The sequence below is a fragment of the Pseudomonas sp. NFACC37-1 genome (genome assembly GCF_900101575.1).
GTDB lineage: Bacteria > Pseudomonadota > Gammaproteobacteria > Pseudomonadales > Pseudomonadaceae > Aquipseudomonas > Aquipseudomonas fluorescens_AA.
Window position 1 is genome coordinate 14,387 of sequence record NZ_FMUZ01000001.1, and the last position, 22,660, is coordinate 37,046.

Here is a 22,660-nt window from a genome sequence, read left to right on the forward strand (position 1 = left end):
TATTTGAAAGTTTGCCAACAGGAGTTGTGTGCAGATGATTTCCAATGTGAATCGATTGTCGTGGGCGATCGGCCTGGTGGTCCTGAGTCTGGCAGGCCACGCGGCGGCCGCCCCGGCGCCTTCGGAAAACGCCACGATCAATCTGATCCGCCTGCTGGTGCAGCAGGGCGTGTTGAAACAGGACCAGGCCGATGGCTTGATCGCCCAGGCCGAACGTGAAGCCGTGCAGGCCCGCCAAGCCGCCACGGCAGTCGTCGCGACGCCGGCCGGTGCGCCCGGTGACGTGCGGGTGCAATACGTGCCGAATATCGTGCGTGAGCAGATCCGCGACCAGGTCAAGGCTGAAGTCATGGCCACCGCCAAGCAGGAGAACTGGGCCCAGCCCAACACCTTCCCGGATTGGGTCTCACGCATCAGTTTCGATGGCGACATTCGCCTGCGGGACGAGTCGCGCTATTACTCCGGCACCAACAGCAACGAAATCGTCGATTTCGCCCGGCTCAATGACAAGGGGCCTTACGACGTCAACCCCAACAGCAGTTCCAGCCTGCCGCCGTTGCTCAATACCCGCGAAGACCGGGAAAACCTGTTCCGCCTGCGTGCCCGCCTGGGCATGAAGGCCGTGATTGCCCCCCAATGGACAGCGGGCATCCGCATCGGCACCGGCTCGGACAACAACCCGGTGTCCACCACCCAGACCCTCGGTGGCGGCTTTGGCAAAAAAGACATCTGGCTCGACCAGGGCTATCTGACCTGGAAACCCTCGGACGAATTGACCCTGACCGGCGGGCGTTTCGCCAACCCGTTCTTCTCCACCGACTTGTTGTATTCCGGCGACCTGAATTTCGATGGCGTGGCGGCGAATTTCAACCACAAACTCAATCAGGACTGGGGCGTGTTCGGCACCGTCGGCGCGTTTCCGGTGGAGTACACCAACGACACCAGCACCAGCAATGGCAGCGACAAGGAAGAGAGCGACAACAAGTGGCTGTACGGTGCGCAACTGGGGGCCAACTGGGCCATCAACGACAGCAACCGGATCAAGGGCGCGTTGGCCTATTACCGCTTCGACGACATCGAAGGCCAGCGTTCCTCGCCGTGCCAGCCCTGGGCCGGTGATCCAGGCTGTGACAGCGACGGTTCGCGGGTGGCGTTCATGCAGAAGGGCAACACCGTGTTCCTGCTGCGCGACATCACGCCCAACCCCCTCAACCCGTCGACCACGCCACAGCCGCAATACGTCGGCCTGGCCTCGGAGTTCAACCTGCTGGACCTGAACTTCGCGTGGGACACCGATCTGCCCGAAGACCTGAAACTGCGCAGCCAGGCCCACTACGTCCACAACCTGGGCTACGACGAAGGCGAAATGCGCAAGCGCTCCGCGGGGCAGTTCGCCAACAACCTGGACAGCGATGGCGAGGTGGAAAGCGGCGCCAACGCCTGGATGCTCCAGTTCACCCTTGGCAACTCCCTGGAGCTCAAGCGCGAGGGCGACTGGAACCTGTTCGCCGGCTACAAGTACATCCAGCCGGACGCCTTGCCGGACGGCTTCAACGATTCGTCATTCCATCTGGGTGGCACCAACGCCAAGGGTTATTTCCTGGGCGGCAACTATGGCCTGGCGAGCAACGTCTTTGCCACTGGTCGTTGGTTGAGTTCCGAAGCGGTGTACGGCGCGCCGTACGACATCGATGTCTTGCAGCTTGAAATCAACACGCGCTTCTAAGCGCAGGGAGGCCTCATGAAAAGGCGTGCCATCTACCAATGTCCGGCCGCGTTACTGGTGCTGGGCCTGCTTCTGAGCGGCGGCGCCCACGGCGAAGGCCTGGAAGAACGCCTGCGGGCGCAACTGCGCAGCACCACCGCCCAGTTGCAAACCCTGCAAAGCGAACAGGCCCAGGCCAGTGCCGCCCGGCAGGCCGCAGAGAGCCAGGCCAAGGAGGCCCAGGCGCAGATCAAGCAATTGACCGCGCAATTGAGCAAGGCCCAGGCCCTGAATGAGCAACTGGCCGGGCATCAGCAAAACCTGCAAAGCCAGGCCCAGGCCCAGGTGGCGGCCAGCAACGAGCAAATGGGCAAGTTCAAGAAAGCCTACGACGAGCTGCTGGTCCTGGCTCGTGGCAAAGAGGCCGAGCGCGCGCGTCTGGAGGCGCAATTGACCGAACGTGACACACAAGTGCAGCAATGTTCGGTCAAGAATCAGCAGATGTACGAAGTCGCCAAGACGCTGCTGCATGCCTACGAAACCATTGATGTGACCGACATCGTGAAGATCCGCCAGCCGTTCGCGGCCAAGGCCCGGGTGCGTTTCGAAGAGCTGGCCCAAGGGTTCGGCGATGATCTCTACAAGAACCGTTTCGATGCGCCCCAGGCCTCGATCACTCACTGAACAGAACAAGGATGAATCGAACATGACCTCAATGATTGAAAACGTCGGTGCGAAATCCCTGACCGAGTTGTTGCAGGCCGCGGGTTATCGGGTCAACGAAACCGAGCAGAACGGCATTGTGCAACTACTCAGTGCCAGCCAGGGCATCGGCTTTGCCGTGCGTTTCGGCAATCCGGCGGCGATGGCGGGCGAGTACCTGGACTTCACCTTCAGCTGTGCCTTGCGGGTGCAAGGCCAATTGCCGGACGGGTTGGCAGAGCTGTGGAACGCCTCGCGACGTTTTGCCCGGTTGTCGCTGCAAGGCGAATTCCTGGTGATGGAAATGGACGTCGTGGTTGCGGCGGGCGTGAGTGCCGATCATCTGCGCAGTCACCTGGAACTGTGGGACCGCCTGTTGCAGGAGTTCATTGTCTACCTGCGTGAGTACAGCCAGAACGCGGCGCGGGCGCAAACCCCGGCCGAGCCCGTCGAGGCGTCCTTGGAGGAGGCCGTCGCATCGTGAAAAAGCCGACCTTCGTCATCAGCGCCGCCGCACTGGGCCTGATCGCCTTAGCGCTGGTGCTGGGCCTGCGGCCGGGCAGCGATCCGGTCGCCGCGGTACAGACCGCCAGCGTCGTTTCGGCCGACTCGCCGAGTTTGGCCCGATTGGGCAACCAGCAGGTCAGCCCCGAAGAGCTCAAGACCTTGCTGGCCGCACTGGCCCCCGAGGTTCGTCAGCAAATGCGTGGGAATCGGGCTGCCCTGGAGATCTGGATCCGTGCTCGCCTGGCGGAGAAAGCCGTGTTGGAGCAGGCCGATGCCCAGGGTTGGCGCCAGCGGCCCGAGGTGGAGCGGCAGACACGAGCGGCGGCCGAGCAGATTGTGTTTCGCGATTACTTGCAGTCGGTGAGCCAGGTGCCGGCCGGCTATCCCAGTGAAGACGAGTTGAAACAGGCTTACGACGCCGGGAAAGCCAACTGGACCGCACCGGCGTTGTACCGCGTCAGCCAGATTTTCCTGGCAGCCACCGAACCGCAAACCGTGGAGGCAGTGCGCCGGCAAGCGCTGGAATTGAGCAAGAAAGCCCAGGCCTCACCCGCTGAGTTCGGCGCCCTGGCCAGTCGTTTTTCCCAGGACCGCACCAGTGCCGAGCGCGGCGGTGACAGTGGTTATCAGCCGTTGCAGCAACTGGTGCCGCCGGTGCGCGAGGCCGTGGCACGCTTGAAGGTCGGCGCGGTATCGGACCCGGTGCAGAGCCCGGCAGGGTTCCATGTCATCAAGCTTACCGAGCAACAACCGGCCCGAGAGGCGACCCTGGACGAAGTCCGCGAGCGCCTGACCCAGGCCCTGCGTGCCCAGCGCCAGGAACAGATCGCCAAGGCGTACCTGGACGGCATGCTCGACACGGCGACGTTGAGCATCGATGGCGCGCAGTTGAGCAAGGTGTTGGAGGAGGGGCTCTAGCCTAGGTACTTTGTTTGATGTGAACACCTTTGTGGCAAGAGGATTTACTTGTGGCGAGGGGATTTTTTTGTGGCGAGGGGATTTATCCCCGTTGGGCTGCGTAGCAGCCCCTATCAATATCCCTCAGTGTCAGACCTGATGGATTTCAAGCCAAGGGGACCCACGGGGATAAATCCCCTCGCCACTTCGTACAACCGACAGGGAGTCACCCATGACCTTCATCGAGCCCGCAGGACGCCAGGCTGTCACCGCATACCGCACACCGTTGCGTGCCCCCGACCCGTGGCTGGCCATGGCCGGCGGTATCGAGCCGCAGGTGGCACAGTGCTTCCTGGTCAGTGCCCGTTGCGGCTGCTTCATGCAAGCGGCCCGCAGCCTCAACGTCAAGGCGACCTGGCTGCGCAAGCAATTGGCGCAATTGGAGGCGCGGCTGCAGCGTTCGCTGTTCAGCTTCCAGGGCAGTGCCTTGACCCTCAGCCGCGAGGGCCGGCAGTTGCAGGCGCGCTTGATCAGCCTGGCCCACGAAAGCGCGCCGCCCTTGAACGATCAACCCTTGATTCGCCTGGCCGTGGCCGAGTCGATACTGCATGACATCCTGGGCCGTGACCTGATTTCATTGCTGCGACGCAACGCCAGCGTGCGACTGCAGATCATCACCTTGGACAGTGACCTGGCGCTGCAAGCCGTCAGCGCCGACCTGGTGCTGTGGTTGAGCGATGCCCACACGTTGGGGCCGGTGCCGAGTTTCGCCACGTTGCCCGCGGATCGACTGGCGCGGCTGGACTATGTGCCGCACATCGCCAAGCGCTACTCGCGCCCGGCCACACGCCCGGACTGCCTCGACGACCTGAACGACTACATGCTGGTGCAATGGCAGGCGGACCGACACGTGGACGGCTTCGCACCGTGGAACGCCTTGATAGACCAACGCCGGGCCGGCGTGGTGCAGGTGCAGTCCTACGAACTGATGCTGGAAATGATTCGCTGCAGCGCCTGCATCGGCCTGTTGCCGCAGTACATGAGCCGCTTCGACCGAGGCCTGGTGGCGTTGCCGCAAGTGTTCGGCCTGTCGATGCAACGGCACTTGTGGATGGCCGTCAATGCCCAGGCCGAAGGCTCGCCAGAGGTGCAGATGCTGCGTGAGCTGATCCACCACACGCTGGATGAGCGGCGGGATTGGTTCCAGGCCTGACCGAAACAGGAAATAGCATCTCTGTGGGAGCAAGCTTGCTCGCGATAGCGGTCGTTCATTAGACATCGATGCCGGTTGGAAGGGCCTCATCGCGAGCAAGCTCGGCTCCCACATGGGTTCTTGGGCGCCCACAGATTCAGCATCCACCAACAACTCCCACTGGTTCCCGATATAACCTGACGCGGCTTATAGTGGTCGGCCTTGTCGCGCCTCCAGGAAGGAGCCCCCATGTCCGAGTCTTCGATCACCCTCGCACGCTTCACTGAAGCCCACATCGCCGGTGTCACCGCGCTCTACAACGACCCGGCGGTGACTCGCCAGGTACTGCAAATGCCTTTCCAGTCCACCGAAGTCTGGCGCAAGCGCCTGGCGACGGATGACGAACGCTTGTTGAAGCTGGTGGCCCTGCACGCGGGTGAAGTCATCGGCAACCTGGGGCTGGAGCAGTTTTCGCGGGTGCGTCGGGCCCATTGCGGCAGCCTCGGCATGGGGGTGGCTGTCGCCTGGCAGGGCAAAGGCGTGGGTTCGATGCTGCTGGCTGCCGCGCTGGACGTCGCCGACAACTGGATGAACCTGCGTCGGGTCGAGCTGACGGTGTACGCCGACAATGAAGCGGCCATCGGGCTGTACCGCAAGTTCGGCTTCGAAAGCGAAGGCGTGATGCGCGACTATGCCGTGCGTGACGGACGTTGGGTGGATACCCTCGCCATGGCGCGGCTGCGCTGAAGGATCAGTCACGCAGGTAAAGTGGCTTTTACGTACGCCGGCGTCTTGGACCTGTCATCATCCAGCTTCGCAGTACTCCCTAATCGAGGAACGGCCCATGGACGATGTACAGCAACTGGGCGAGATGCTTCGTCACTACGCCGACAGCGAAGCGCACAAGAAACAACTGCACCAGGCCCAGTCGGCGGTTTGGGCGCAACAGATCGAGGCGCTGTACGGGCAAATCGAGCAATGGCTGGCGCCGGTCATGGCGCTCGGCCTGCTGGAACTGAACCGTGAGACGTATGTGGCCCACGGATCGAAAGTTCCTGTAGAAACATCCGCTTTCAAGACCGAAAAACTGACCTTGGCCATTACCGGTAAACCGGTGGAGTTCGTGCCGGATGTGATGGGGGTAGGCGGCTTGGTTTCTTTGTCGATCATCGGCCTGGCCGCGACCCGTCACGGTAGCATTTCCCTGGTGTGCCAGCCGCCATCGACGCAATGGCAATGGCGCCGGACCAATGGGTTGAAGGACCCCGACACGTTTGCCTTCGATGCCAACTTTCTCGCCCAACAATTGCAGAGCCTGATACCTCGCGAGCGCGGCTGAATCACTTGTTCTTCTCAGGGCAGGCAAAAAGCTGCCCATTGGCTATACCTGTAGTTCCGGCCCCGCCTCGTGTGGCTTACAGGAGTGACAGCATGAAGTTCGCGTCAATGATTGGCAGCATCTGCATAGCCTCGCTTGCCTTGGCGGGTTGTTCGAGCAAAGTCACCCAGCCGGATGAATATTCCGGGTTCCTGGGGGATTACAGCCGGCTCAAGGAAGAGAAGTCGCCGTCGGGGGCCGAGGTCATGCGTTGGGTCGATCCGAAGATCGATCTGAACAAATACACCAGCCTCTATATCGAGCCGACTCAGCTTTACCCCAAGCCGCAGCCGACCGTGAAGATCCCCCAGGCCACGCTGTCGGGCATCACCGCGTATTACGACCAGGCCCTCATGCGGGAGGCGGGGAAGTCCTTGCCCTTGGCGACCGTTCCAGGGCCGGGTGTATTGGTGATACGGGCGGCGATCACGGCTGTCAGTAGCAAGACCGAAGGCTTGAAACCGTATGAGGTGGTCCCGATTGCGCTGGTGGCGGCCGCTGTCAGCACCGCCAGCGGTATTCGCGACCAGGAAACCACCTTGGGCACCGAAGCGGTTTTTCTCGACGGTGGCAACAACGCGGTGGTCGCCCAGGTGGTGCGCAAGGGCACGGGCAAGCCACTGTCCAACGAATCCCAGGTCATGAAGCCCGATGATGTCAAAGGGGTCATTGATGGCTGGGCGTCGGATTTGCATCAGTCGTTTCTGCAGCTCAAGGCCAAATAGCCATCACCGTCGCCGGGGTGTCGACGCCATGTCTTTTTATGTCCGGCCATAGGTCGCGCGAGCATTTCGTGGTTAACTCCGGCCTCACCATTTTCAACTGTCAGAAGGAATCCGTTCATGGCTCAAGTCACCCTCAAAGGCAACCCGGTCCAAGTCAACGGTCAGTTGCCACAAGCCGGTTCCAAGGCGCCAGCCTTTTCCCTGGTCGCCGGCAATCTGTCGGACGTTTCCCTGAAGGACTTCGCCGGCAAGCGCAAAGTGCTGAACATTTTCCCGAGCGTCGACACACCGACCTGCGCCACCTCCGTGCGCAAGTTCAATGCCCAGGCCAACGAGCTGAACAACACCGTAGTGCTGTGCATCTCCGCCGACCTGCCGTTTGCCCAGGCGCGCTTCTGCGGTGCCGAAGGCCTGGAAAACGTCCAGAACCTGTCCACCTTGCGCGGTGCCGAGTTCATCCAGGACTACGGCGTGGCGATTGCCGACGGCCCACTGAAAGGCCTGACCGCCCGTGCCGTGGTCGTGCTGGACGAAAACGACACCGTGCTGCACAGCGAGCTGGTCAAGGAAATCGCCGAAGAGCCGAACTACGACGCGGCCCTGGCTGTTCTGAAATAAGTGGAATGAAATAAGGTATTTATTACAATTGTTAACGGCCTGGCCCTGTCCAGGCCGTTTTCTTTTGTGCTTCAAGGCCTTAGCTGACTATTCGAAAGGTAAGCCCAACGTAAATTGCCGGTAAAGGCGCTTTGCTAAATACCCGTCAGTGCTTATCGTTCAGCCTCCCGTAAAAGAAGTCCACGCGCCCAATGGTTGATCACTCCATGCAATCGTCTGTTTCCCGCAATTCCCGTCGCTGGCTGCTCGGCCTGTTCGTCCTGTTGGTCGTCGCAGCGCTGGCCTGGAAGTTCTGGCCCGGTGGTTCGGCCCAGAAGCCGGGGGCGGGGGACAAGGCCGCGACGGGGCACGTGGGACGCTCGGGCGGCATGCGGCCGGGGTTCGGTGGGGCGACGGGGCCGATCCCGGTGCGGGTGGCGCCGGCGGTGACCGGGGATTTCCCGCTGTACTTCAAGGCGCTGGGCACGGTCACGGCCCTCAACACCATCAACGTGCGCAGCCGTGTGGGTGGCGAACTGGTCAAGATCGCCTTCGAAGAGGGCCAAATGGTCAAGGCTGGGGACTTGCTGGCCGAGATCGACCCACGCCCGTACCAGAACGCCTTGCTCCAGGCCGAAGGCACGCTGTTGCAGAACCAGGCCCAACTGAAAAATGCCCAGGTCGACCTTGAGCGGTACCGTGGCCTGTATGCCGAAGACAGTATTGCCAAGCAGACCCTCGACACCGCCGCGGCGTTGGTGGGCCAGTACCAGGGCACGGTCAAGACCAACCAGGCGGCGGTCAACGACGCCAAGCTCAACCTGGAATTCACCAGGATCCGCGCGCCGATTACCGGCCGCGTGGGCTTGAGGCAACTGGACATCGGCAACCTGGTGTCGGCCAACGACACCACGGCCCTGGCGGTCATCACCCAGACCCAGCCTATCAGCGTCGTGTTCACCCTCCCGGAAAACAACCTCGACACGGTACTCACCCGTTACCGCAGCGGGGCAAAACTGCCCGTCGAAGCCTGGGACCGTGGCGACGAGAAGCGCCAGGCCAGTGGCGTGTTGCAAAGCCTGGACAACCAGATCGATGTCACCACCGGCACCTTGAAGTTCAAGGCCCGCTACGAGAACCGCGACCAGTCGCTGTTCCCCAATCAGTTCGTCAACGTCCACCTGCTGGCCGACACCCTCAAAGGCGTGGTCCTGGCGCCGACGGCGGCTATTCAGTTCGGCACCAACGGCACTTTCGTCTACGCCCTGGAGGGCGACAAGAAGGTCACCATCAAGAAGCTGAAGATCGGGGCCAGCGACGGCACGAACACCGTGGTCACCGAAGGCCTGGCCGCTGGCGACCGGGTGGTGCTCGAAGGCACCGATCGCCTGAAGGAAGGCAGCGAAGTGGAGGTGGTCAACGACAGCCAGGAGGTGCCCACCACGCCAACCGAGCACTTGCAGGGCAAGTCTGCGGCGGTGCCTGGGTCGGCTGAGGCCGACAAGGCGAACAAGGGCGGCGCATGAATCTCTCGCGGCTGTTCATTCTTCGCCCGGTCGCCACCACCCTGAGCATGCTGGCGATCATCCTCGCCGGCCTGATCGCCTACCGGTTGCTGCCGGTGTCGGCACTGCCCCAGGTCGACTACCCGACCATCCGCGTGATGACCCTGTACCCGGGGGCCAGTCCCGATGTGATGACCAGTGCGGTCACTGCGCCCCTGGAGCGGCAGTTCGGGCAGATGCCGGGCCTGACGCAAATGGCCTCCACCAGTTCCGGTGGCGCCTCGGTGATTACCCTGCGCTTCAACCTGGACATCAACATGGATGTCGCCGAGCAGCAGGTGCAGGCCGCGATCAATGCGGCCACCAACCTGCTGCCCAAGGACCTGCCGGCGCCGCCGGTGTACAACAAGGTCAATCCGGCCGACACCCCGGTACTGACCTTGGCGATCACTTCCAAGACCATGCTGCTGCCCAAGCTCAATGACTTGGTGGACACCCGCATGGCGCAGAAAATAGCCCAGATCAGCGGCGTCGGCATGGTCACCATCGCCGGTGGCCAGCGCCAGGCCGTGCGAATCAAGGTCAACCCCGAGGCGCTGGCGGCCAACGGCCTGAACCTGGCGGATGTGCGTACGCTGATCGGTGCTTCCAACGTCAATCAGCCCAAGGGCAACTTCGACGGCCCGACCCGGGTCTCGATGCTCGATGCCAACGACCAGTTGACCTCGCCCAAGGACTACGCCGAGCTGATCCTGGCCTACGCCAATGGCGCGCCGTTGCGGCTCAAGGACGTGGCACAGATCGTCGACGGGGCCGAAAACGAACGCCTTGCCGCCTGGGCCAACGAAAACCAGGCCGTGCTGCTGAACATCCAGCGCCAGCCGGGGGCCAATGTCATCGAGGTGGTGGACCGGATCAAGGCCTTGCTGCCGAGCATTACCGATAACCTGCCGGCCGGCCTGGACGTCATCGTGCTGACCGACCGCACCCAGACCATCCGTGCTTCGGTCACCGACGTGCAGCATGAATTGCTGATCGCCATCGCCCTGGTGGTCATGGTGACGTTCCTGTTCCTGCGTCGCGTCAGTGCCACGATCATCCCGTCGGTGGCCGTGCCGTTGTCGTTGATCGGCACCTTCGGCGTGATGTACCTGGCCGGTTTCTCCATCAATAACCTGACCCTGATGGCCCTGACCATCGCCACCGGTTTCGTGGTGGACGATGCCATCGTCATGCTGGAGAACATCGCCCGCTTCATCGAGGAGGGCGACAGCCCGTTGCAGGCCGCGCTCAAGGGCGCCAAGCAGATCGGCTTCACGTTGATTTCCCTGACCTTGTCGTTGATCGCCGTGCTGATCCCGTTGCTGTTCATGGCCGATGTGGTCGGGCGCTTGTTCCGCGAGTTCGCCATCACCCTGGCGGTGGCTATCCTGATTTCCCTGGTGGTGTCCCTGACCCTGACGCCGATGATGTGCGCCCGCTTGCTCAAGCGCGAGCCCAAGGAAGCAGAGCAGGGCCGTTTCTACCGTGCCAGCGGCGCCTGGATCGACTGGTTGATCGCCGCCTACGGGCGCAAGTTGCAGTGGGTGCTCAAGCATCAGCCACTGACCCTGCTGGTGGCGGTGGGCAGCCTGGTGCTGACGGTGGTGCTGTACCTGGCCGTGCCCAAGGGCTTTTTCCCGGTGCAGGACACCGGGGTGATCCAGGGCATTTCCGAGGCGCCGCAATCGATCTCCTTTGCCGCCATGAGTGAGCGCCAGCAGCAGTTGGCCAAGGTGATCCTCGCCGACCCGGCGGTGCAGAGCCTGTCGTCCTACATCGGCGTGGACGGCGACAACGCCACGCTCAACAGCGGTCGCCTGCTGATCAACCTCAAGCCCCACAGCGAACGGGATGACAGCGCCACCGAGATCATTGCCCGCTTGCAGCCACAGTTGGATCGACTGGTGGGCATTCGCCTGTTCATGCAGCCGGTGCAGGACCTGACCATCGAAGATCGGGTCAGCCGTACTCAATACCAGTTCAGCCTGTCATCGCCGGACGCCGAATTGCTCAGCCTCTGGAGCGGGCGCCTGGTCGAGGCCCTGGGCCGCCAGCCGGAACTGACCGACGTGGCCAGCGACCTGCAGGACAAGGGCTTGCAGGTCTACTTGGTGATCGATCGCGACGCGGCTTCACGCCTGGGCGTCTCGGTGTCGAACATCACCGATGCGCTGTATGACGCCTTCGGCCAGCGACAGATCTCCACCATCTACACCCAGGCCAGCCAGTACCGCGTGGTGTTGCAGGCCCAGGCCGGGGAGCGGATCGGACCGCAGGCGCTGGACCAGATCCACGTCAAGACCACCGATGGCGGGCAGGTGCGCTTGTCGAGCCTGGCCCGGGTCGAAGAGCGCCAGGCCCAATTGGCGATTGCCCACATCGGTCAGTTTCCGGCGGTGATGATGTCGTTCAACCTCGCGCCCGGCGTGGCCCTCGGGCATGCGGTGGACATGATCGAGAAGGTCCAGCAGGACATCGGCATGCCGGTGGGCGTGCAGACCGAATTCCAAGGTGCGGCCCAGGCGTTCCAGGCATCGTTGTCGAGTACCTTGCTGCTGATCCTGGCGGCGGTGGTGACCATGTACATCGTCCTGGGCGTGCTGTACGAGAGCTACATCCACCCGATCACCATCCTCTCGACATTGCCCTCGGCGGCCATCGGTGCCTTGCTGGCGTTGATCATCAGTGGCAACGATTTAGGCATGATCGCGATCATCGGCATCATCCTGCTGATCGGCATCGTCAAGAAGAACGCGATCATGATGATCGACTTCGCCCTCGACGCCGAACGCAACCAGGGCATGGACCCGCAGACGGCGATCTACCAGGCGGCGTTGCTGCGCTTCCGCCCGATCCTGATGACCACCCTGGCGGCGTTGTTCGGTGCCATACCGCTGATGTTCGCCTCCGGTTCCGGCGCCGAACTGCGCCAGCCCCTGGGCTTGGTGATGGTGGGTGGGTTGTTGGTGAGCCAGGTCTTGACGTTGTTCACCACACCGGTGATCTACCTGTACTTCGATCGCCTGGGCCGCCGCTTTGCCAAGCCGGAAGGGAAAGAGGTGCGGGTATGACAGTCGGGAGCTTCCGGCTGGACCCTGCGCCGCAGAACTTGGGGCAAGTGCGCTTTTTGTGGCGAGGGGATTTATCCCCGCTTGAGTGCGCAGCGCTCACAAAAGGGGCCGCTATGCAGCCCAGCGGGGATAAATCCCCTCGCCACAAAAGCCCGGTCATTCTTCTCGGTCTTCGGTCTGAAGCCCGGAGCGGCGGCCGATGAACCTCTCCGGCCCCTTCATCCGCCGCCCCGTGGCGACCATGCTCCTGAGCTTCGCCATCATGCTGCTCGGTGGCGTGTGTTTCGGCCTGCTGCCGGTTTCGCCGCTGCCGCAGATGGATTTCCCGGTCATCGTGGTCCAGGCCAACCTGCCAGGGGCCAGCCCCGAGGTGATGGCTTCGACGGTGGCAACGCCCCTGGAGCGTTCCTTCGGTGCTATCGCCGGGGTCAACACCATGAGCAGCCGCTCCAGCCAGGGCTCTACGCGGGTCATCCTGCAATTCGACCTGGACCGCGACATCAACGGCGCCGCCCGGGAAGTGCAGGCGGCCATCAATGCGTCGCGCAATCTGTTGCCCAGCGGCATGCGCAGCATGCCCACCTACAAGAAGGTCAACCCGTCCCAGGCGCCGATCATGGTGCTGTCGCTGACTTCCGATGTGTTGGAAAAAGGCCAGCTCTACGACCTGGCCTCCACCATCCTGTCCCAGAGCCTGTCCCAGGTCTCGGGAGTCGGTGAAGTGCAGATCGGTGGCAGCTCCCTGCCGGCGGTCCGCATTGAGCTGGAACCGCAATTGCTCAACCAGTACGGCGTGGCCCTGGATGACGTGCGCACCGCTATCGCCGACAGCAACGTGCGCCGGCCGAAGGGTTCGGTGGAGGACGACCGGCGCATGTGGCAGGTGCAGGCCAATGACCAGTTGGAGAAGGCCAAGGACTACGAGACGCTGATCATCCGCTACCAGGACGGCTCAGTGCTGCGGCTCAAGGATGTGGCGAAAGTCACCGACAGCGTCGAGGATCGCTACAACAGCGGTTTCTTCAACAACGATGCCGCCGTGCTGCTGGTGATCAACCGCCAGGCCGGGGCCAACATCATCGAGACGGTCAACGAGATCAAGGCGCAACTGCCGGCGTTGCAGGCGGTGCTGCCGGCCAGCGTCAAGCTGAACCTGGCGATGGACCGTTCGCCGGTGATCAAGGCCACCCTGCATGAGGCGGAAATGACCTTGCTGATCGCCGTGGCCCTGGTGGTGCTGGTGGTGTTCCTGTTCCTCGGCAACTTCCGCGCCTCGCTGATCCCGACCCTGGCGGTACCGGTGTCGCTGGTAGGCACGTTCGCGGTGATGTACCTGTACGGTTTCTCCTTGAACAACCTGTCGCTGATGGCGTTGATCCTGGCGACCGGGTTGGTGGTGGACGACGCCATCGTGGTGCTGGAGAACATTTCCCGGCACATCGACGAAGGCGTGCCACCGATGAAAGCTGCCTATATGGGCGCCGAAGAAGTCGGCTTTACGTTGCTGTCGATGAACGTTTCGCTGGTGGCGGTATTCCTGTCGATCCTGTTCATGGGCGGCATCATCGAGAGCCTGTTCCGCGAATTCTCCATCACCCTGGCGGCCTCCATCGTGGTCTCGCTGGTGGTGTCGCTGACCCTCACGCCGATGCTTTGCGCCCGTTGGCTCAAGCCTCACGTACCGGGGCAGGAGAACCGCTTGCAGCGCTGGAGCCAGGGGCTCAACGAGCGGATGGTCCGCGGTTACGCCATCAGCCTGGACTGGGTGCTGCGCCATCGGCGCCTGACCTTGCTCAGCCTGCTGGTGACCATTGGCGTGAACGTCGCGTTGTATGTGGTGGTGCCGAAAACCTTCATGCCACAGCAGGACACCGGCCAACTGATCGGTTTCGTGCGTGGCGACGACGGGCTGTCGTTCAATGTGATGCAGCCGAAGATGGAAATCTTCCGTCGTGCCGTGCTCAAGGACGAGGCGGTGCAAAGTGTCGCCGGTTTCATCGGCGGCAACAACGGCACCAACAACGCCTTCATGCTGGTGCGTCTGAAGCCGATCAAGGAGCGGGGGATTTCCGCACAGAAAGTCATCGAGCGCCTGCGCAAGGAAATGCCCAAGGTGCCCGGCGGCCAATTGATGCTGATGGCCGACCAGGACCTGCAGTTCGGTGGTGGGCGCGAGCAGACCACTTCGCAGTATTCCTACATCCTGCAAAGCGCCGACCTGGCGACGCTGCGCACCTGGTACCCCAAGGTCGTGGCGGCCTTCCGGGCCTTGCCGGAGCTGACCGCCATCGATGCCCGCGACGGTGGCGGGGCGCAGCAGGTGACGCTGGTGGTGGACCGCGACCAGGCCAAGCGCCTGGGTATCGACATGGACATGGTCACCGCCGTGCTCAACAACGCCTACAGCCAGCGGCAGATTTCCACCATCTACGACAGTCTCAACCAGTACCAGGTGGTGATGGAGGTCAATCCCAAGTATGCCCAGGATCCCAATACCCTCGAACAGGTCCAGGTGATCACCGCCGACGGCGCGCGGGTGCCGCTGTCGGCCATTGCCCATTACGAGAACAGCCTGGAGGACGACCGTGTCAGCCATGAAGGCCAGTTCGCTTCCGAGGGCATTTCCTTCGACATGGCCGAAGGCGTCACGGTGGAGCAGGGCACTGCGGCTATCGAGCGGGCGATTGCCAAGCTCGGGATGCCCGAGGATGTCATCGCGAAAATGGCCGGTACCGCCGACGCGTTCGCCGCCACCCAGAAGAGCCAGCCGTTCATGATCCTCGGCGCGTTGCTGGCGGTGTACCTGGTGCTGGGCGTGCTGTACGAAAGCTACATCCATCCGCTGACCATCCTGTCCACCTTGCCATCGGCCGGGGTCGGTGCGTTGCTGTCGATCTATGCCCTGGGCGGCGAGTTCAGCCTGATCTCGCTGTTGGGGCTGTTCCTGCTGATCGGCGTGGTGAAGAAAAACGCCATCCTGATGATCGATCTGGCGCTGCAACTGGAGCGTGCCGGGCAGACGCCGCTGGAATCGATCCGCAGCGCTTGCCTGCTGCGATTGCGGCCAATCCTGATGACCACGCTGGCGGCGATCCTGGGGGCCTTGCCGCTGCTGCTCGGCGCCGCCGAAGGCGCGGAAATGCGCCAGCCGCTGGGCCTGACCATCATCGGTGGGCTGGTGTTCAGCCAGATACTGACGCTCTATACCACGCCGGTGGTTTACCTTTATCTCGACAAGCTGCGCCATCGCTTCAACCGCTGGCGTGGCGTGCGCACTGATGCTGCCCTGGAAACTCCGCTATGACCGACCGTTCGCCTTTCAATCTTGCCGCAACGCTGGCGACCGCCCGTGGTTCGCGGGTGCTGAGCCTGGTGCTGTGCGTGGCGATGCTCAGCGCCTGCGCCGTCGGCCCGGATTACCAGCGCCCCGCGGCGGCCGCCCCGGTGCAATACAAGGAGGCCCAGGGCTGGCGCCAGGCCAACCCCAGCGATGCGCTGGCCCGGTGCGCCTGGTGGGAGTTCTACGGCGATACGCAACTCAACGGCCTGGTGGACAAGCTCAACGCCTCCAACCAGACCGTGGCCCAGGCCGAAGCCCAGTACCGGCAGGCCCGGGCACTGGTGCGCAATGCTCGTGGTGCGTTTTTCCCCACGGTGGACCTGACTGTTGGCAAGACGCGCTCCAGCCAGGGCACCGGCAGCAGCAGTTCGAGCTTGAGCAGTTCGTCCAGCGGCATTCGCGACACCTACAGCGCCCAGGCCGGCGTCAGTTGGGAGGCGGATGTGTGGGGCAAGTTGCGCCGCACCCTGGAAGCCGACGAGGCGAGCGCGCAAGCGAGTTTCGCCGACCTGGCGGCGATGCGCCTGAGCCAGCAATCGGAACTGGTGCAGAACTACTTGCAGTTGCGGGTGATCGATGAGCAGAAGCGTTTGTTGCAGACCACCGTCGACAACTATCAGCGCTCGCTGAAAATGACCGAAAACCAATACCGTGCCGGCGTCTCCGGCAAGGACGCGGTGGCCCAGGCGCAAAACCAGCTCAAGACCACCCAGGGCGACCTGATCGACCTGATCTGGCAGCGAGCCCAGTTCGAAAACGCCATCGCCGTGCTCATCGGCTTGCCGCCGGCGGAGTTCAACCTGGCCGAGGTACAAGACATCCCAACACTGCCGCAGATCCCGGTGGCGCTGCCCTCCCAACTGCTCGAGCGCCGGCCGGACATCGCTTCGGCAGAGCGCTCGGTGATGGCCGCCAATGCCAACATCGGCGTCGCCAAGGCCGCGTATTACCCGGACCTGACCCTGAGCCTCAGCGGCGGCTACAGCAGCAGTACCTACGACAACTGGGTGAGCGTGCCGAACCGCTTCTGGTCGGTAGGGCCGCAACTGGCGATGACGCTGTTCGATGGCGGCCAGCGTTCGGCGGAAGTCGACCGCACCGTCGCGGCGTATGACCAGACCGTCGCCACCTATCGCCAGACCGTGCTCGATGGCTTGCGCGAGGTGGAAAACTACATGATCCAGCTCAAGGTGCTGGAAGACGAAGCCCGCGTGCGCCAGGAAGCCCTGGACGCCGCCCGGGAATCCCTGCGCCTGACGCAGAACCAATACCGGGCCGGATTGATTGCCTACCTCGACGTGGTCACCGTCCAGGCCACCGCGCTGAGCAACGAACGCAGCATGCTGAGCCTGCAACAGAGCCGCTTGATTGCCAGCGTGCAACTGATTGCGGCGTTGGGCGGTGGTTGGGATGGGCAGTTAAAGACGGATGAGTAAGTCAGAACGAAGCAGGTCCCTGTGGCGAGGGGATTTATCCCCGCTGGGCTGCGCAGCAGCCCCAACTATTTTTGTCACTGCGGTACGTCAGGCAGGATGCAAGAGGGGACGCTTCGCGCCCCAGCGGGGATAAATCCCCTCGCCACAGGGGGCACCTTAGCTTGGTCGGCAGCCAAGTCCCGCTTTTGGCCGATGCACTGCCTACGTCCTGTCGCGATGGCTTGTTATAGTTCAGGCCTCTTTTCAGCCGGTAAAGGATCACTGCCATGTCGCAATACCAAGCGTTCAACGTCGAACTTGCCGATAACATCGCCCATGTGCAGATCAATCGCCCGGAAAAGATCAATGCGATGAACGTTGATTTCTGGCGCGAGATCATCGAGATCTTCCAATGGATCGACGACACCGATGAGGCGCGGGTGGTGGTGCTCAGCGGTGCCGGCAAGCATTTTTCCTCCGGCATCGACCTGATGATGCTGGCCGGTGTGGCCAACGAGCTGGGCAAGGACGTGGGACGCAATGCGCGCCTGTTGCGGCGCAAGATCCTGCAACTTCAAGCCTCGTTCAACGCCGTGGACAATTGCCGCAAGCCGGTGCTCGCGGCCATTCAAGGCTATTGCCTGGGCGGAGCCATTGACCTGATCGCCGCATGCGACATGCGTTATGCCGCCGAGGACGCCCAGTTCTCCATCAAGGAAATCGATATCGGCATGGCTGCCGATGTTGGCACATTGCAACGCTTGCCGCGGATCATCGGGGACGGCATGCTGCGTGAACTCGCTTATACGGGGCGGACCTTCGGTGTCGAAGAAGCGCGCAGCATCGGCCTGGTCAATCGTGTCTACAGCGACACTGCCAGCCTGCTCGACGGCGTGATGGGCATTGCCAGGGAAATCGCCGCCAAGTCGCCGATTGCCGTGACCGGCACCAAGGCAATGATCAGCTACATGCGCGACCACAGCATTGACGACGGCCTGGAATACGTCGCCACCTGGAACGCCGCCATGCTGCAATCGACCGACCTGCGCGTGGCCATGACCGCCCATATGAGCAAACAGAAACCCGAATTTCTGGATTGACTGACCATGATTTCACGCTGGACCACCGCAGTACTCGATACCGATCTTCCTGGCGGCTGGGCCGTGGCCCGTAGCCCGGAAGGCTTTCTGTTCGATGACAACGGCGCGCTGTTCCCCCGCGACTGGCTCAAGCGCCAAGACCTGTCGATCCTCGCCGAACACGGCATCGGTCACCTGGATGGCGAGCCGGTCTACCTGTTGGAGTTGCACAGCCCGCTGGACATTCCTGGCTGCAACTGGAAAGGCCTGCGGGCGTTCATGCTCGAGGACGACCACACGCTGTACAAGGTGTTGGGCTATGCGGCGCAGATCGGCACCTGGGCCCGGGAGCATCGCTTCTGTGGCAGTTGCGGCAAGCGCATGAGCCAGATTCCGTTGGAGCGGGCCATGTATTGTGACGCCTGTGACCTGCGCCATTACCCGCGGATTTCACCGAGCATGATCGTGTTGATTACCCGTGGCGATGAAGTCCTGCTGGCCCGTTCGCCGCGTTTCGTCACGGGCGTCTACAGCACCCTGGCGGGGTTTGCCGAGCCCGGCGAGTCGGCCGAGGATTGCCTGGTGCGGGAAGTGCGTGAAGAGGTCAGTATCGAGGTGAAGAACATCCAGTACATGGGCAGCCAGTGCTGGCCGTTCCCCCATTCGATGATGCTCGGTTTTCACGCTGAATATGCCGGCGGCGACATCGTGCCCCAGGAAGATGAAATCGAGGACGCCCAATGGTTCAACGTCCACGACCTGCCACCGTTGCCGGCCTCGCGCTCGATCGCCCGCTACCTGATCGACCTTTATGTGGCGCGGCGCTTAGGCCACGCTGAACCAGTGCTGCCAGGCTAGACGCACGGTCAAGCCCAGCACCACGGTGATGAACACCGGTCGGATGAACTTCGCGCCGCCGCTGATGGCGGTGCGAGCGCCGAAGAACGCGCCGATCATCACCGACAGGCCCATGCTCAGGCCGATGACCCAGTCCACCTGTCCGGAAAAGACGAACACCGACAGCGCCGCGATGTTGCTGACGAAATTCATGCTGCGCGCCACGCCGCTGGCCTTCACCAGGTCGATGGGGTAGAGCAGCAGGCTGCTGACCGTCCAGAACGCACCGGTACCCGGCCCGGCCACGCCGTCATAGAAACCCAGGCTGAAACCCTGGGACGACTGCCATGTCTTCTTGATCGGTGCGTCGCTGTCCAGCGGTGCCTTGGGCGTGCCGCCAAACAACAGGTACAGGCCGCAGGCGAAGACGATCACCGGCAGCATCTTGTTCAGCCACTCGGCAGGCAGGTAATGGGCGACGATGGCGCCGGTCAGGGCCCCGACCAGTGTGCCGACGAGGGCGTGGGTCCATTGCCTCGGGTGGAACAGCTTGCGCTTGTAGAAGGTGAAGCTGGCCGTCGCCGAGCCGAAGGTCGAGCTGAGTTTGTTGGTCCCCAGGACCAGGTGAGGTGGCAGGCCTGCGGTCAGCAGCGCCGGCGTGGTCAGCAGCCCACCACCACCGGCGATGGCATCGATGAAACCGGCAATGAAGGCGACAACGGCAAGGATAGCGAGGGTAGTGAGGTCAACGCTGAGTTCGAAAGGCATGGAATGGGCTTATTTTGGCAGGTCGCAGAAGGACTGCGGGAAGGCCGGTATGTTACCCATAATGGTGCAGGGCTGCGACTGTCTCTAAGGCCTGTGACGTTCCCGTGGCGAGGACGCTTGCTCCCACTGGGTTGCGAAGCAACTCCAAAGCCTGCCACCCTCCACCTGGCACCCCGATGTAGCTGTCTGGCGGAAGCTGGCCATTGGACGAATTTTTTTTGAAATCAAGGGGTTGTCAGCCTAGGCAAATGAGTACATAATTGCGCCCATCGAACGCACTGGGACGTAAAAAATCTCAATGTTTTCAAGGAGATAGCGCTGAGTAAGTGACTTTTTTCCTGATCAGGTTTGTACCGCGGTTGATGTGGCTGCATTGCATCAAGCGTCTTGAGGCCGAATAGCAAAATGGTTATGCAGTGGATTGCAAATCCACCTACGCCGGTTCGATTCCGACTTCGGCCTCCACTTTTAAAAAGCTCTGTAGATCTATGATTTACGGAGCTTTTTTATTTTCGAAGCATTGAAAGGTTTTGCGTTGAAAAGGGCATAAGCTACCTTGCTTCGCAGAGGAGGGATGTATATATTCCCCCCTCTTGCTGCACCAGCCAGGACTTCGGCCATTGGATTTTGCCGACGTTGCCATGGTTAACCGCGCTACCGCCCGAATGGCGAAACTGGTAGACGCATGGGACTTAAAATCCCCCGCTCGTAAGGGCGTGCCGGTTCGATTCCGGCTTCGGGCACCATCTAAAATCAAGGGTTTGCGAGCGAAAGCTAATGCAAACCCTTGTTCGTTTCAGTTCCCCGCTTGTACCGACTCATCACAACCGCCGGCGAAATGCCTCGAGAATATCCCGCGTGCCCTTTTTCATTTGCAGTTGGGCAATGGCATCCAGCGGGTGCCAGAGGCAATCGCTGATTTCATTCTGTGGCCGGGCCGCCGCCGAGTCGCTGACTGAGGCTTCGAACACGTGGTGCTCGGTCTGCCCGTCATGGATTCGCATCAGATAGAGCAGGTTCTCGACGTCCAGGCCAGTTTCCTCCGCCAGTTCCCGGATGGCTGCTCCCGCGTGGGTTTCCCCGCGTTCGACGGTACCGCCGGGTAGCGTCCAGCGGCTATTGGCTTTGCGAACCAGCAGGACGTGGCGATTGTCCTCGCAGATGACGGTCGCTCGAATTTTCATGGTGGTGTTCGATCCGTGACTGTCATTAAACTGAAATATATCTGCAATATTTGAGCCTGGCATTAATGGCTCGTTCAAATATCGATTTTTCAGGGTCCTATCCGTAAGACCACGACGGGGTGGGAACGGCTGAGTTCATTTGAGTCTGTTGTCGCTCCCGGTTCTCCTCCTACCGTCAGCGCCGGGCTTTCGACCGGCTATCGCCTCGAAGGGAATCCGCTTCGAAAAAATGAATCCATGTTGGGTGCAATGGCTGCCCCCGGTAGGGGGAAGGACAGACAGATGACCACCGTTGAAGACTTCAAGATCAAATCCCATGAGCTCCTGGTGGAGCTCGATACGGCAACAGCGGAAATGATGAAGCTCATATGTGTCCATCAAATGAGCGGATCGACTTGGGATGAGGCGGTTCAGCGTCAACATGAAGCCTATGAGCGGTGGGTCGCTTATCTGAATGAGCGGGGGTAGTTGCCATGCACGCGCCATGGGCGAAACTCTTTGAACGGTGCCTGAACGGCTGTGCCTAATCCTTAAACCGACAAGAGGATTAGGCCATGTCTGAATTAGCCAGTTACTTCTGGATCGCTGTCGCGGTGCTGTTGCTGCTCGTTGATCTATGGGCGATCGTCAGTGTCTTTCGAAGCGACAAGTCGGCCGGGACCAAGGCCGGCTGGGCGCTGCTGTTGATCATCCTGCCGGTGTTGGGGCTGATCATCTGGGGCGTAGCCGGGCCCCGTGGCATCAAGGAGGGGCCGTCTTCCCCGGAGCACAGCAAGGGCTAGGAACGAACAAGCTGCGGTTGACGCGCCGGCCTGTCACTGGTTTTTCCAGTCGCCGCCGGTGCTTTCGCAATCTTCCTGGGCCTGCTGTAGCTGCTCGACACCATAGTAGTACCAGTTCACCTTGGCATTATCGGGAAGGTTGGCCGATCCACCGTGTTTGTCTTTGCTGGTTGAGTGTGGGTTGGCCAACGCTTCCTGGGTCAGCCTGGCCTGGCAGGTCGCTACATATCCCTCGGCACAACGCTCGACTTTACGTTTTTGGGTGCTGAGCGTTCCCTTGCTTTCATTGCTGCAAGACCAATCCAGGGTTTCGGCGGGCATGCCTTTGTATTCGTAGCAGCTATGGCTTTCGATCACCGGAACCGACTGGCTCTGGGATTGGGTGATGACGTCGCAGCCTTGGGCCATGACGGCGGCGGGGCTCGCACAAGCGATCAATAGCAGGATTCTGGCATTCATGTGATTCTCCCTTTGCGGCTTTTGCACCGGTGCCTATCCATTCCGAGGTGCAAAAAATGTCCGTGTTCCATCAGTTTTCCAACCGGTAGAACTCAAGGGGAACCTCTGACGTGGCGTGTCAGCGGAACTTGGGCAGCGGCGGCTCGGCGGGCTTGAGTGACGTCAGCGCGCTCTGGATCGACGGGGCGTCTTTTTCGATGTCGTTGAGCCGATCGCGGATACGCACCGCGGTAGGGTGCCCGCCCTGATGGTCGACCCAATCGGCGATTTCCTTGCAGGCTGCCGTGAGCCTGGCCTGACGCGATTCCAGCAGGGTGAGCAGGGTGGTGATGGACTCTTTTTCGGACATGTCACACCTCCATTCAGGGTTGATGAGGCAGCACGAAACCCGCCAGGGGCGGGTCATGCTGCGATTTAAGCGTAGTTGAGTTATTTCGGATCTGTCGAAGAATCCGGCGCCCGGCCAGACAGCCGG

Annotated in this window: 21 protein-coding genes and 2 tRNA genes; 19 read left to right on the forward strand and 4 right to left on the reverse strand. The window is 61.8% G+C overall.

Annotation, left to right across the window (positions count from 1 at the left end; translation table 11 throughout):
* Nucleotides 1–34 precede the first annotated feature (34 nt).
* The 15 genes from BLP82_RS00065 to nudC all read left to right on the forward strand — a co-directional run bounded on the left by BLP82_RS00065 (nucleotide 35) and on the right by nudC (nucleotide 19,013).
* A complete protein-coding gene (locus tag BLP82_RS00065) occupies nucleotides 35–1,726 on the forward strand; it encodes a putative porin (protein ID WP_092164333.1) in 1,692 nt (563 codons plus the stop codon).
* A 15-nt stretch (nucleotides 1,727–1,741) separates the two neighbouring features.
* Nucleotides 1,742–2,389 (forward strand): DNA repair protein, encoded by a 648-nt coding sequence (locus BLP82_RS00070; RefSeq protein WP_092164334.1) that lies wholly within the window; start codon nucleotides 1,742–1,744, stop codon nucleotides 2,387–2,389.
* 22 nt (nucleotides 2,390–2,411) lie between these two features.
* Nucleotides 2,412–2,891, forward strand: a complete 480-nt coding sequence (locus BLP82_RS00075; protein WP_092164337.1) for a YbjN domain-containing protein — start codon at nucleotides 2,412–2,414, stop codon at nucleotides 2,889–2,891.
* Nucleotides 2,888–3,832, forward strand: coding sequence for a peptidylprolyl isomerase (locus BLP82_RS00080; protein WP_092164339.1), 945 nt, complete (start codon nucleotides 2,888–2,890; stop codon nucleotides 3,830–3,832). The genes BLP82_RS00075 and BLP82_RS00080 overlap by 4 nt, the downstream gene beginning before the upstream one ends.
* 211 nt (nucleotides 3,833–4,043) lie before the next feature.
* Entirely contained in the window at nucleotides 4,044–5,024 is a 981-nt protein-coding gene (locus BLP82_RS00085; protein ID WP_092164340.1) for a LysR family transcriptional regulator, read from the forward strand.
* A 228-nt stretch (nucleotides 5,025–5,252) separates the two neighbouring features.
* The gene (locus BLP82_RS00090; RefSeq protein WP_092164341.1) at nucleotides 5,253–5,750 is read left to right on the forward strand and encodes a GNAT family N-acetyltransferase; all 498 of its coding nucleotides are present in this window, start codon (nucleotides 5,253–5,255) and stop codon (nucleotides 5,748–5,750) included.
* Nucleotides 5,751–5,847: 97 nt separating this feature from the next.
* Nucleotides 5,848–6,342: a hypothetical protein gene (locus tag BLP82_RS00095; RefSeq protein WP_092164342.1), complete on the forward strand. Its 495-nt coding sequence runs from the start codon at nucleotides 5,848–5,850 to the stop codon at nucleotides 6,340–6,342.
* Nucleotides 6,343–6,434: 92 nt separating this feature from the next.
* Nucleotides 6,435–7,106: a DUF3313 domain-containing protein gene (locus BLP82_RS00100; protein WP_092164343.1), complete on the forward strand. Its 672-nt coding sequence runs from the start codon at nucleotides 6,435–6,437 to the stop codon at nucleotides 7,104–7,106.
* A 117-nt stretch (nucleotides 7,107–7,223) separates the two neighbouring features.
* The gene (gene tpx, locus BLP82_RS00105; RefSeq protein WP_018602018.1) at nucleotides 7,224–7,724 is read left to right on the forward strand and encodes a thiol peroxidase; all 501 of its coding nucleotides are present in this window, start codon (nucleotides 7,224–7,226) and stop codon (nucleotides 7,722–7,724) included.
* Nucleotides 7,725–7,915: 191 nt separating this feature from the next.
* Nucleotides 7,916–9,229 (forward strand): MdtA/MuxA family multidrug efflux RND transporter periplasmic adaptor subunit, encoded by a 1,314-nt coding sequence (locus tag BLP82_RS00110; RefSeq protein WP_092164344.1) that lies wholly within the window; start codon nucleotides 7,916–7,918, stop codon nucleotides 9,227–9,229.
* Nucleotides 9,226–12,321 carry an MdtB/MuxB family multidrug efflux RND transporter permease subunit gene (locus BLP82_RS00115; RefSeq protein ID WP_092164346.1) on the forward strand — a complete coding sequence of 1,032 codons (3,096 nt, stop codon included), beginning with the start codon at nucleotides 9,226–9,228 and terminating at the stop codon, nucleotides 12,319–12,321. Before BLP82_RS00110 ends, BLP82_RS00115 begins: the two co-directional genes overlap by 4 nt.
* 199 nt (nucleotides 12,322–12,520) lie before the next feature.
* Nucleotides 12,521–15,625, forward strand: coding sequence for an efflux RND transporter permease subunit (locus tag BLP82_RS00120; RefSeq protein WP_092164348.1), 3,105 nt, complete (start codon nucleotides 12,521–12,523; stop codon nucleotides 15,623–15,625).
* On the forward strand, nucleotides 15,622–17,097 hold the full coding sequence (locus BLP82_RS00125) for an efflux transporter outer membrane subunit (RefSeq protein WP_092164350.1): 1,476 nt from the start codon (nucleotides 15,622–15,624) through the stop codon (nucleotides 17,095–17,097). Before BLP82_RS00120 ends, BLP82_RS00125 begins: the two co-directional genes overlap by 4 nt.
* Before the next feature lie 266 nt (nucleotides 17,098–17,363).
* Nucleotides 17,364–18,176, forward strand: coding sequence for a crotonase/enoyl-CoA hydratase family protein (locus tag BLP82_RS00130; protein ID WP_092164352.1), 813 nt, complete (start codon nucleotides 17,364–17,366; stop codon nucleotides 18,174–18,176).
* A 6-nt stretch (nucleotides 18,177–18,182) separates the two neighbouring features.
* Complete coding sequence (gene nudC / locus BLP82_RS00135) at nucleotides 18,183–19,013, forward strand: NAD(+) diphosphatase (RefSeq protein ID WP_092164353.1); 831 nt, start codon at nucleotides 18,183–18,185, stop codon at nucleotides 19,011–19,013.
* Here nudC and BLP82_RS00140 read toward each other — a convergent pair.
* On the reverse strand, nucleotides 18,981–19,760 hold the full coding sequence (locus BLP82_RS00140) for a TSUP family transporter (RefSeq protein ID WP_092164354.1): 780 nt from the start codon (nucleotides 19,758–19,760) through the stop codon (nucleotides 18,981–18,983). The genes nudC and BLP82_RS00140 overlap by 33 nt on opposite strands.
* A gap of 391 nt (nucleotides 19,761–20,151) precedes the next feature.
* Between BLP82_RS00140 and BLP82_RS00145 the strand changes: the two genes are divergently transcribed.
* A tRNA-Cys gene (locus tag BLP82_RS00145) sits at nucleotides 20,152–20,225 on the forward strand.
* A 194-nt stretch (nucleotides 20,226–20,419) separates the two neighbouring features.
* Nucleotides 20,420–20,506, forward strand: a tRNA-Leu gene (locus tag BLP82_RS00150).
* 75 nt (nucleotides 20,507–20,581) lie between these two features.
* On the opposite strand, the gene BLP82_RS00155 is transcribed toward BLP82_RS00150, so the two are convergent.
* Entirely contained in the window at nucleotides 20,582–20,944 is a 363-nt protein-coding gene (locus BLP82_RS00155; protein WP_092164355.1) for an NUDIX hydrolase, read from the reverse strand.
* Between the two features lie 282 nt (nucleotides 20,945–21,226).
* Here BLP82_RS00155 and BLP82_RS00160 point away from each other — a divergent pair, with 282 nt between their 5' ends.
* Both BLP82_RS00160 and BLP82_RS00165 read left to right on the forward strand, forming a co-directional pair.
* Nucleotides 21,227–21,412 (forward strand): hypothetical protein, encoded by a 186-nt coding sequence (locus tag BLP82_RS00160; RefSeq protein ID WP_060742221.1) that lies wholly within the window; start codon nucleotides 21,227–21,229, stop codon nucleotides 21,410–21,412.
* 86 nt (nucleotides 21,413–21,498) lie between these two features.
* Complete coding sequence (locus tag BLP82_RS00165) at nucleotides 21,499–21,726, forward strand: PLD nuclease N-terminal domain-containing protein (protein WP_047698619.1); 228 nt, start codon at nucleotides 21,499–21,501, stop codon at nucleotides 21,724–21,726.
* A gap of 33 nt (nucleotides 21,727–21,759) precedes the next feature.
* On the opposite strand, the gene BLP82_RS00170 is transcribed toward BLP82_RS00165, so the two are convergent.
* Together BLP82_RS00170 and BLP82_RS00175 are read right to left on the reverse strand one after the other, a co-directional pair.
* The gene (locus tag BLP82_RS00170) at nucleotides 21,760–22,185 is read right to left on the reverse strand and encodes a hypothetical protein (RefSeq protein WP_092164356.1); all 426 of its coding nucleotides are present in this window, start codon (nucleotides 22,183–22,185) and stop codon (nucleotides 21,760–21,762) included.
* A gap of 118 nt (nucleotides 22,186–22,303) precedes the next feature.
* Nucleotides 22,304–22,534, reverse strand: a complete 231-nt coding sequence (locus BLP82_RS00175) for a hypothetical protein (protein ID WP_092164357.1) — start codon at nucleotides 22,532–22,534, stop codon at nucleotides 22,304–22,306.
* Nucleotides 22,535–22,660: the final 126 nt, after the last annotated feature.

What these genes read in the sequence shown, in the direction of transcription:
- BLP82_RS00140 (WP_092164354.1), bottom strand. Translation starts at nt 19,760, where the DNA reads ATGCCTTTCGAACTCAGCGTTGACCTCACTACCCTCGCTATCCTTGCC.
- BLP82_RS00120 (WP_092164348.1), top strand. Translation starts at nt 12,521, where the DNA reads ATGAACCTCTCCGGCCCCTTCATCCGCCGCCCCGTGGCGACCATGCTC.
- nudC (WP_092164353.1), top strand. Translation starts at nt 18,183, where the DNA reads ATGATTTCACGCTGGACCACCGCAGTACTCGATACCGATCTTCCTGGC.
- BLP82_RS00155 (WP_092164355.1), bottom strand. Translation starts at nt 20,944, where the DNA reads ATGAAAATTCGAGCGACCGTCATCTGCGAGGACAATCGCCACGTCCTG.
- BLP82_RS00085 (WP_092164340.1), top strand. Translation starts at nt 4,044, where the DNA reads ATGACCTTCATCGAGCCCGCAGGACGCCAGGCTGTCACCGCATACCGC.
- BLP82_RS00100 (WP_092164343.1), top strand. Translation starts at nt 6,435, where the DNA reads ATGAAGTTCGCGTCAATGATTGGCAGCATCTGCATAGCCTCGCTTGCC.
- BLP82_RS00095 (WP_092164342.1), top strand. Translation starts at nt 5,848, where the DNA reads ATGGACGATGTACAGCAACTGGGCGAGATGCTTCGTCACTACGCCGAC.
- BLP82_RS00125 (WP_092164350.1), top strand. Translation starts at nt 15,622, where the DNA reads ATGACCGACCGTTCGCCTTTCAATCTTGCCGCAACGCTGGCGACCGCC.
- BLP82_RS00075 (WP_092164337.1), top strand. Translation starts at nt 2,412, where the DNA reads ATGACCTCAATGATTGAAAACGTCGGTGCGAAATCCCTGACCGAGTTG.
- BLP82_RS00070 (WP_092164334.1), top strand. Translation starts at nt 1,742, where the DNA reads ATGAAAAGGCGTGCCATCTACCAATGTCCGGCCGCGTTACTGGTGCTG.
- BLP82_RS00170 (WP_092164356.1), bottom strand. Translation starts at nt 22,185, where the DNA reads ATGAATGCCAGAATCCTGCTATTGATCGCTTGTGCGAGCCCCGCCGCC.
- BLP82_RS00065 (WP_092164333.1), top strand. Translation starts at nt 35, where the DNA reads ATGATTTCCAATGTGAATCGATTGTCGTGGGCGATCGGCCTGGTGGTC.
- BLP82_RS00090 (WP_092164341.1), top strand. Translation starts at nt 5,253, where the DNA reads ATGTCCGAGTCTTCGATCACCCTCGCACGCTTCACTGAAGCCCACATC.
- BLP82_RS00175 (WP_092164357.1), bottom strand. Translation starts at nt 22,534, where the DNA reads ATGTCCGAAAAAGAGTCCATCACCACCCTGCTCACCCTGCTGGAATCG.
- BLP82_RS00130 (WP_092164352.1), top strand. Translation starts at nt 17,364, where the DNA reads ATGTCGCAATACCAAGCGTTCAACGTCGAACTTGCCGATAACATCGCC.
- BLP82_RS00115 (WP_092164346.1), top strand. Translation starts at nt 9,226, where the DNA reads ATGAATCTCTCGCGGCTGTTCATTCTTCGCCCGGTCGCCACCACCCTG.
- BLP82_RS00165 (WP_047698619.1), top strand. Translation starts at nt 21,499, where the DNA reads ATGTCTGAATTAGCCAGTTACTTCTGGATCGCTGTCGCGGTGCTGTTG.
- tpx (WP_018602018.1), top strand. Translation starts at nt 7,224, where the DNA reads ATGGCTCAAGTCACCCTCAAAGGCAACCCGGTCCAAGTCAACGGTCAG.
- BLP82_RS00110 (WP_092164344.1), top strand. Translation starts at nt 7,916, where the DNA reads ATGGTTGATCACTCCATGCAATCGTCTGTTTCCCGCAATTCCCGTCGC.
- BLP82_RS00160 (WP_060742221.1), top strand. Translation starts at nt 21,227, where the DNA reads ATGACCACCGTTGAAGACTTCAAGATCAAATCCCATGAGCTCCTGGTG.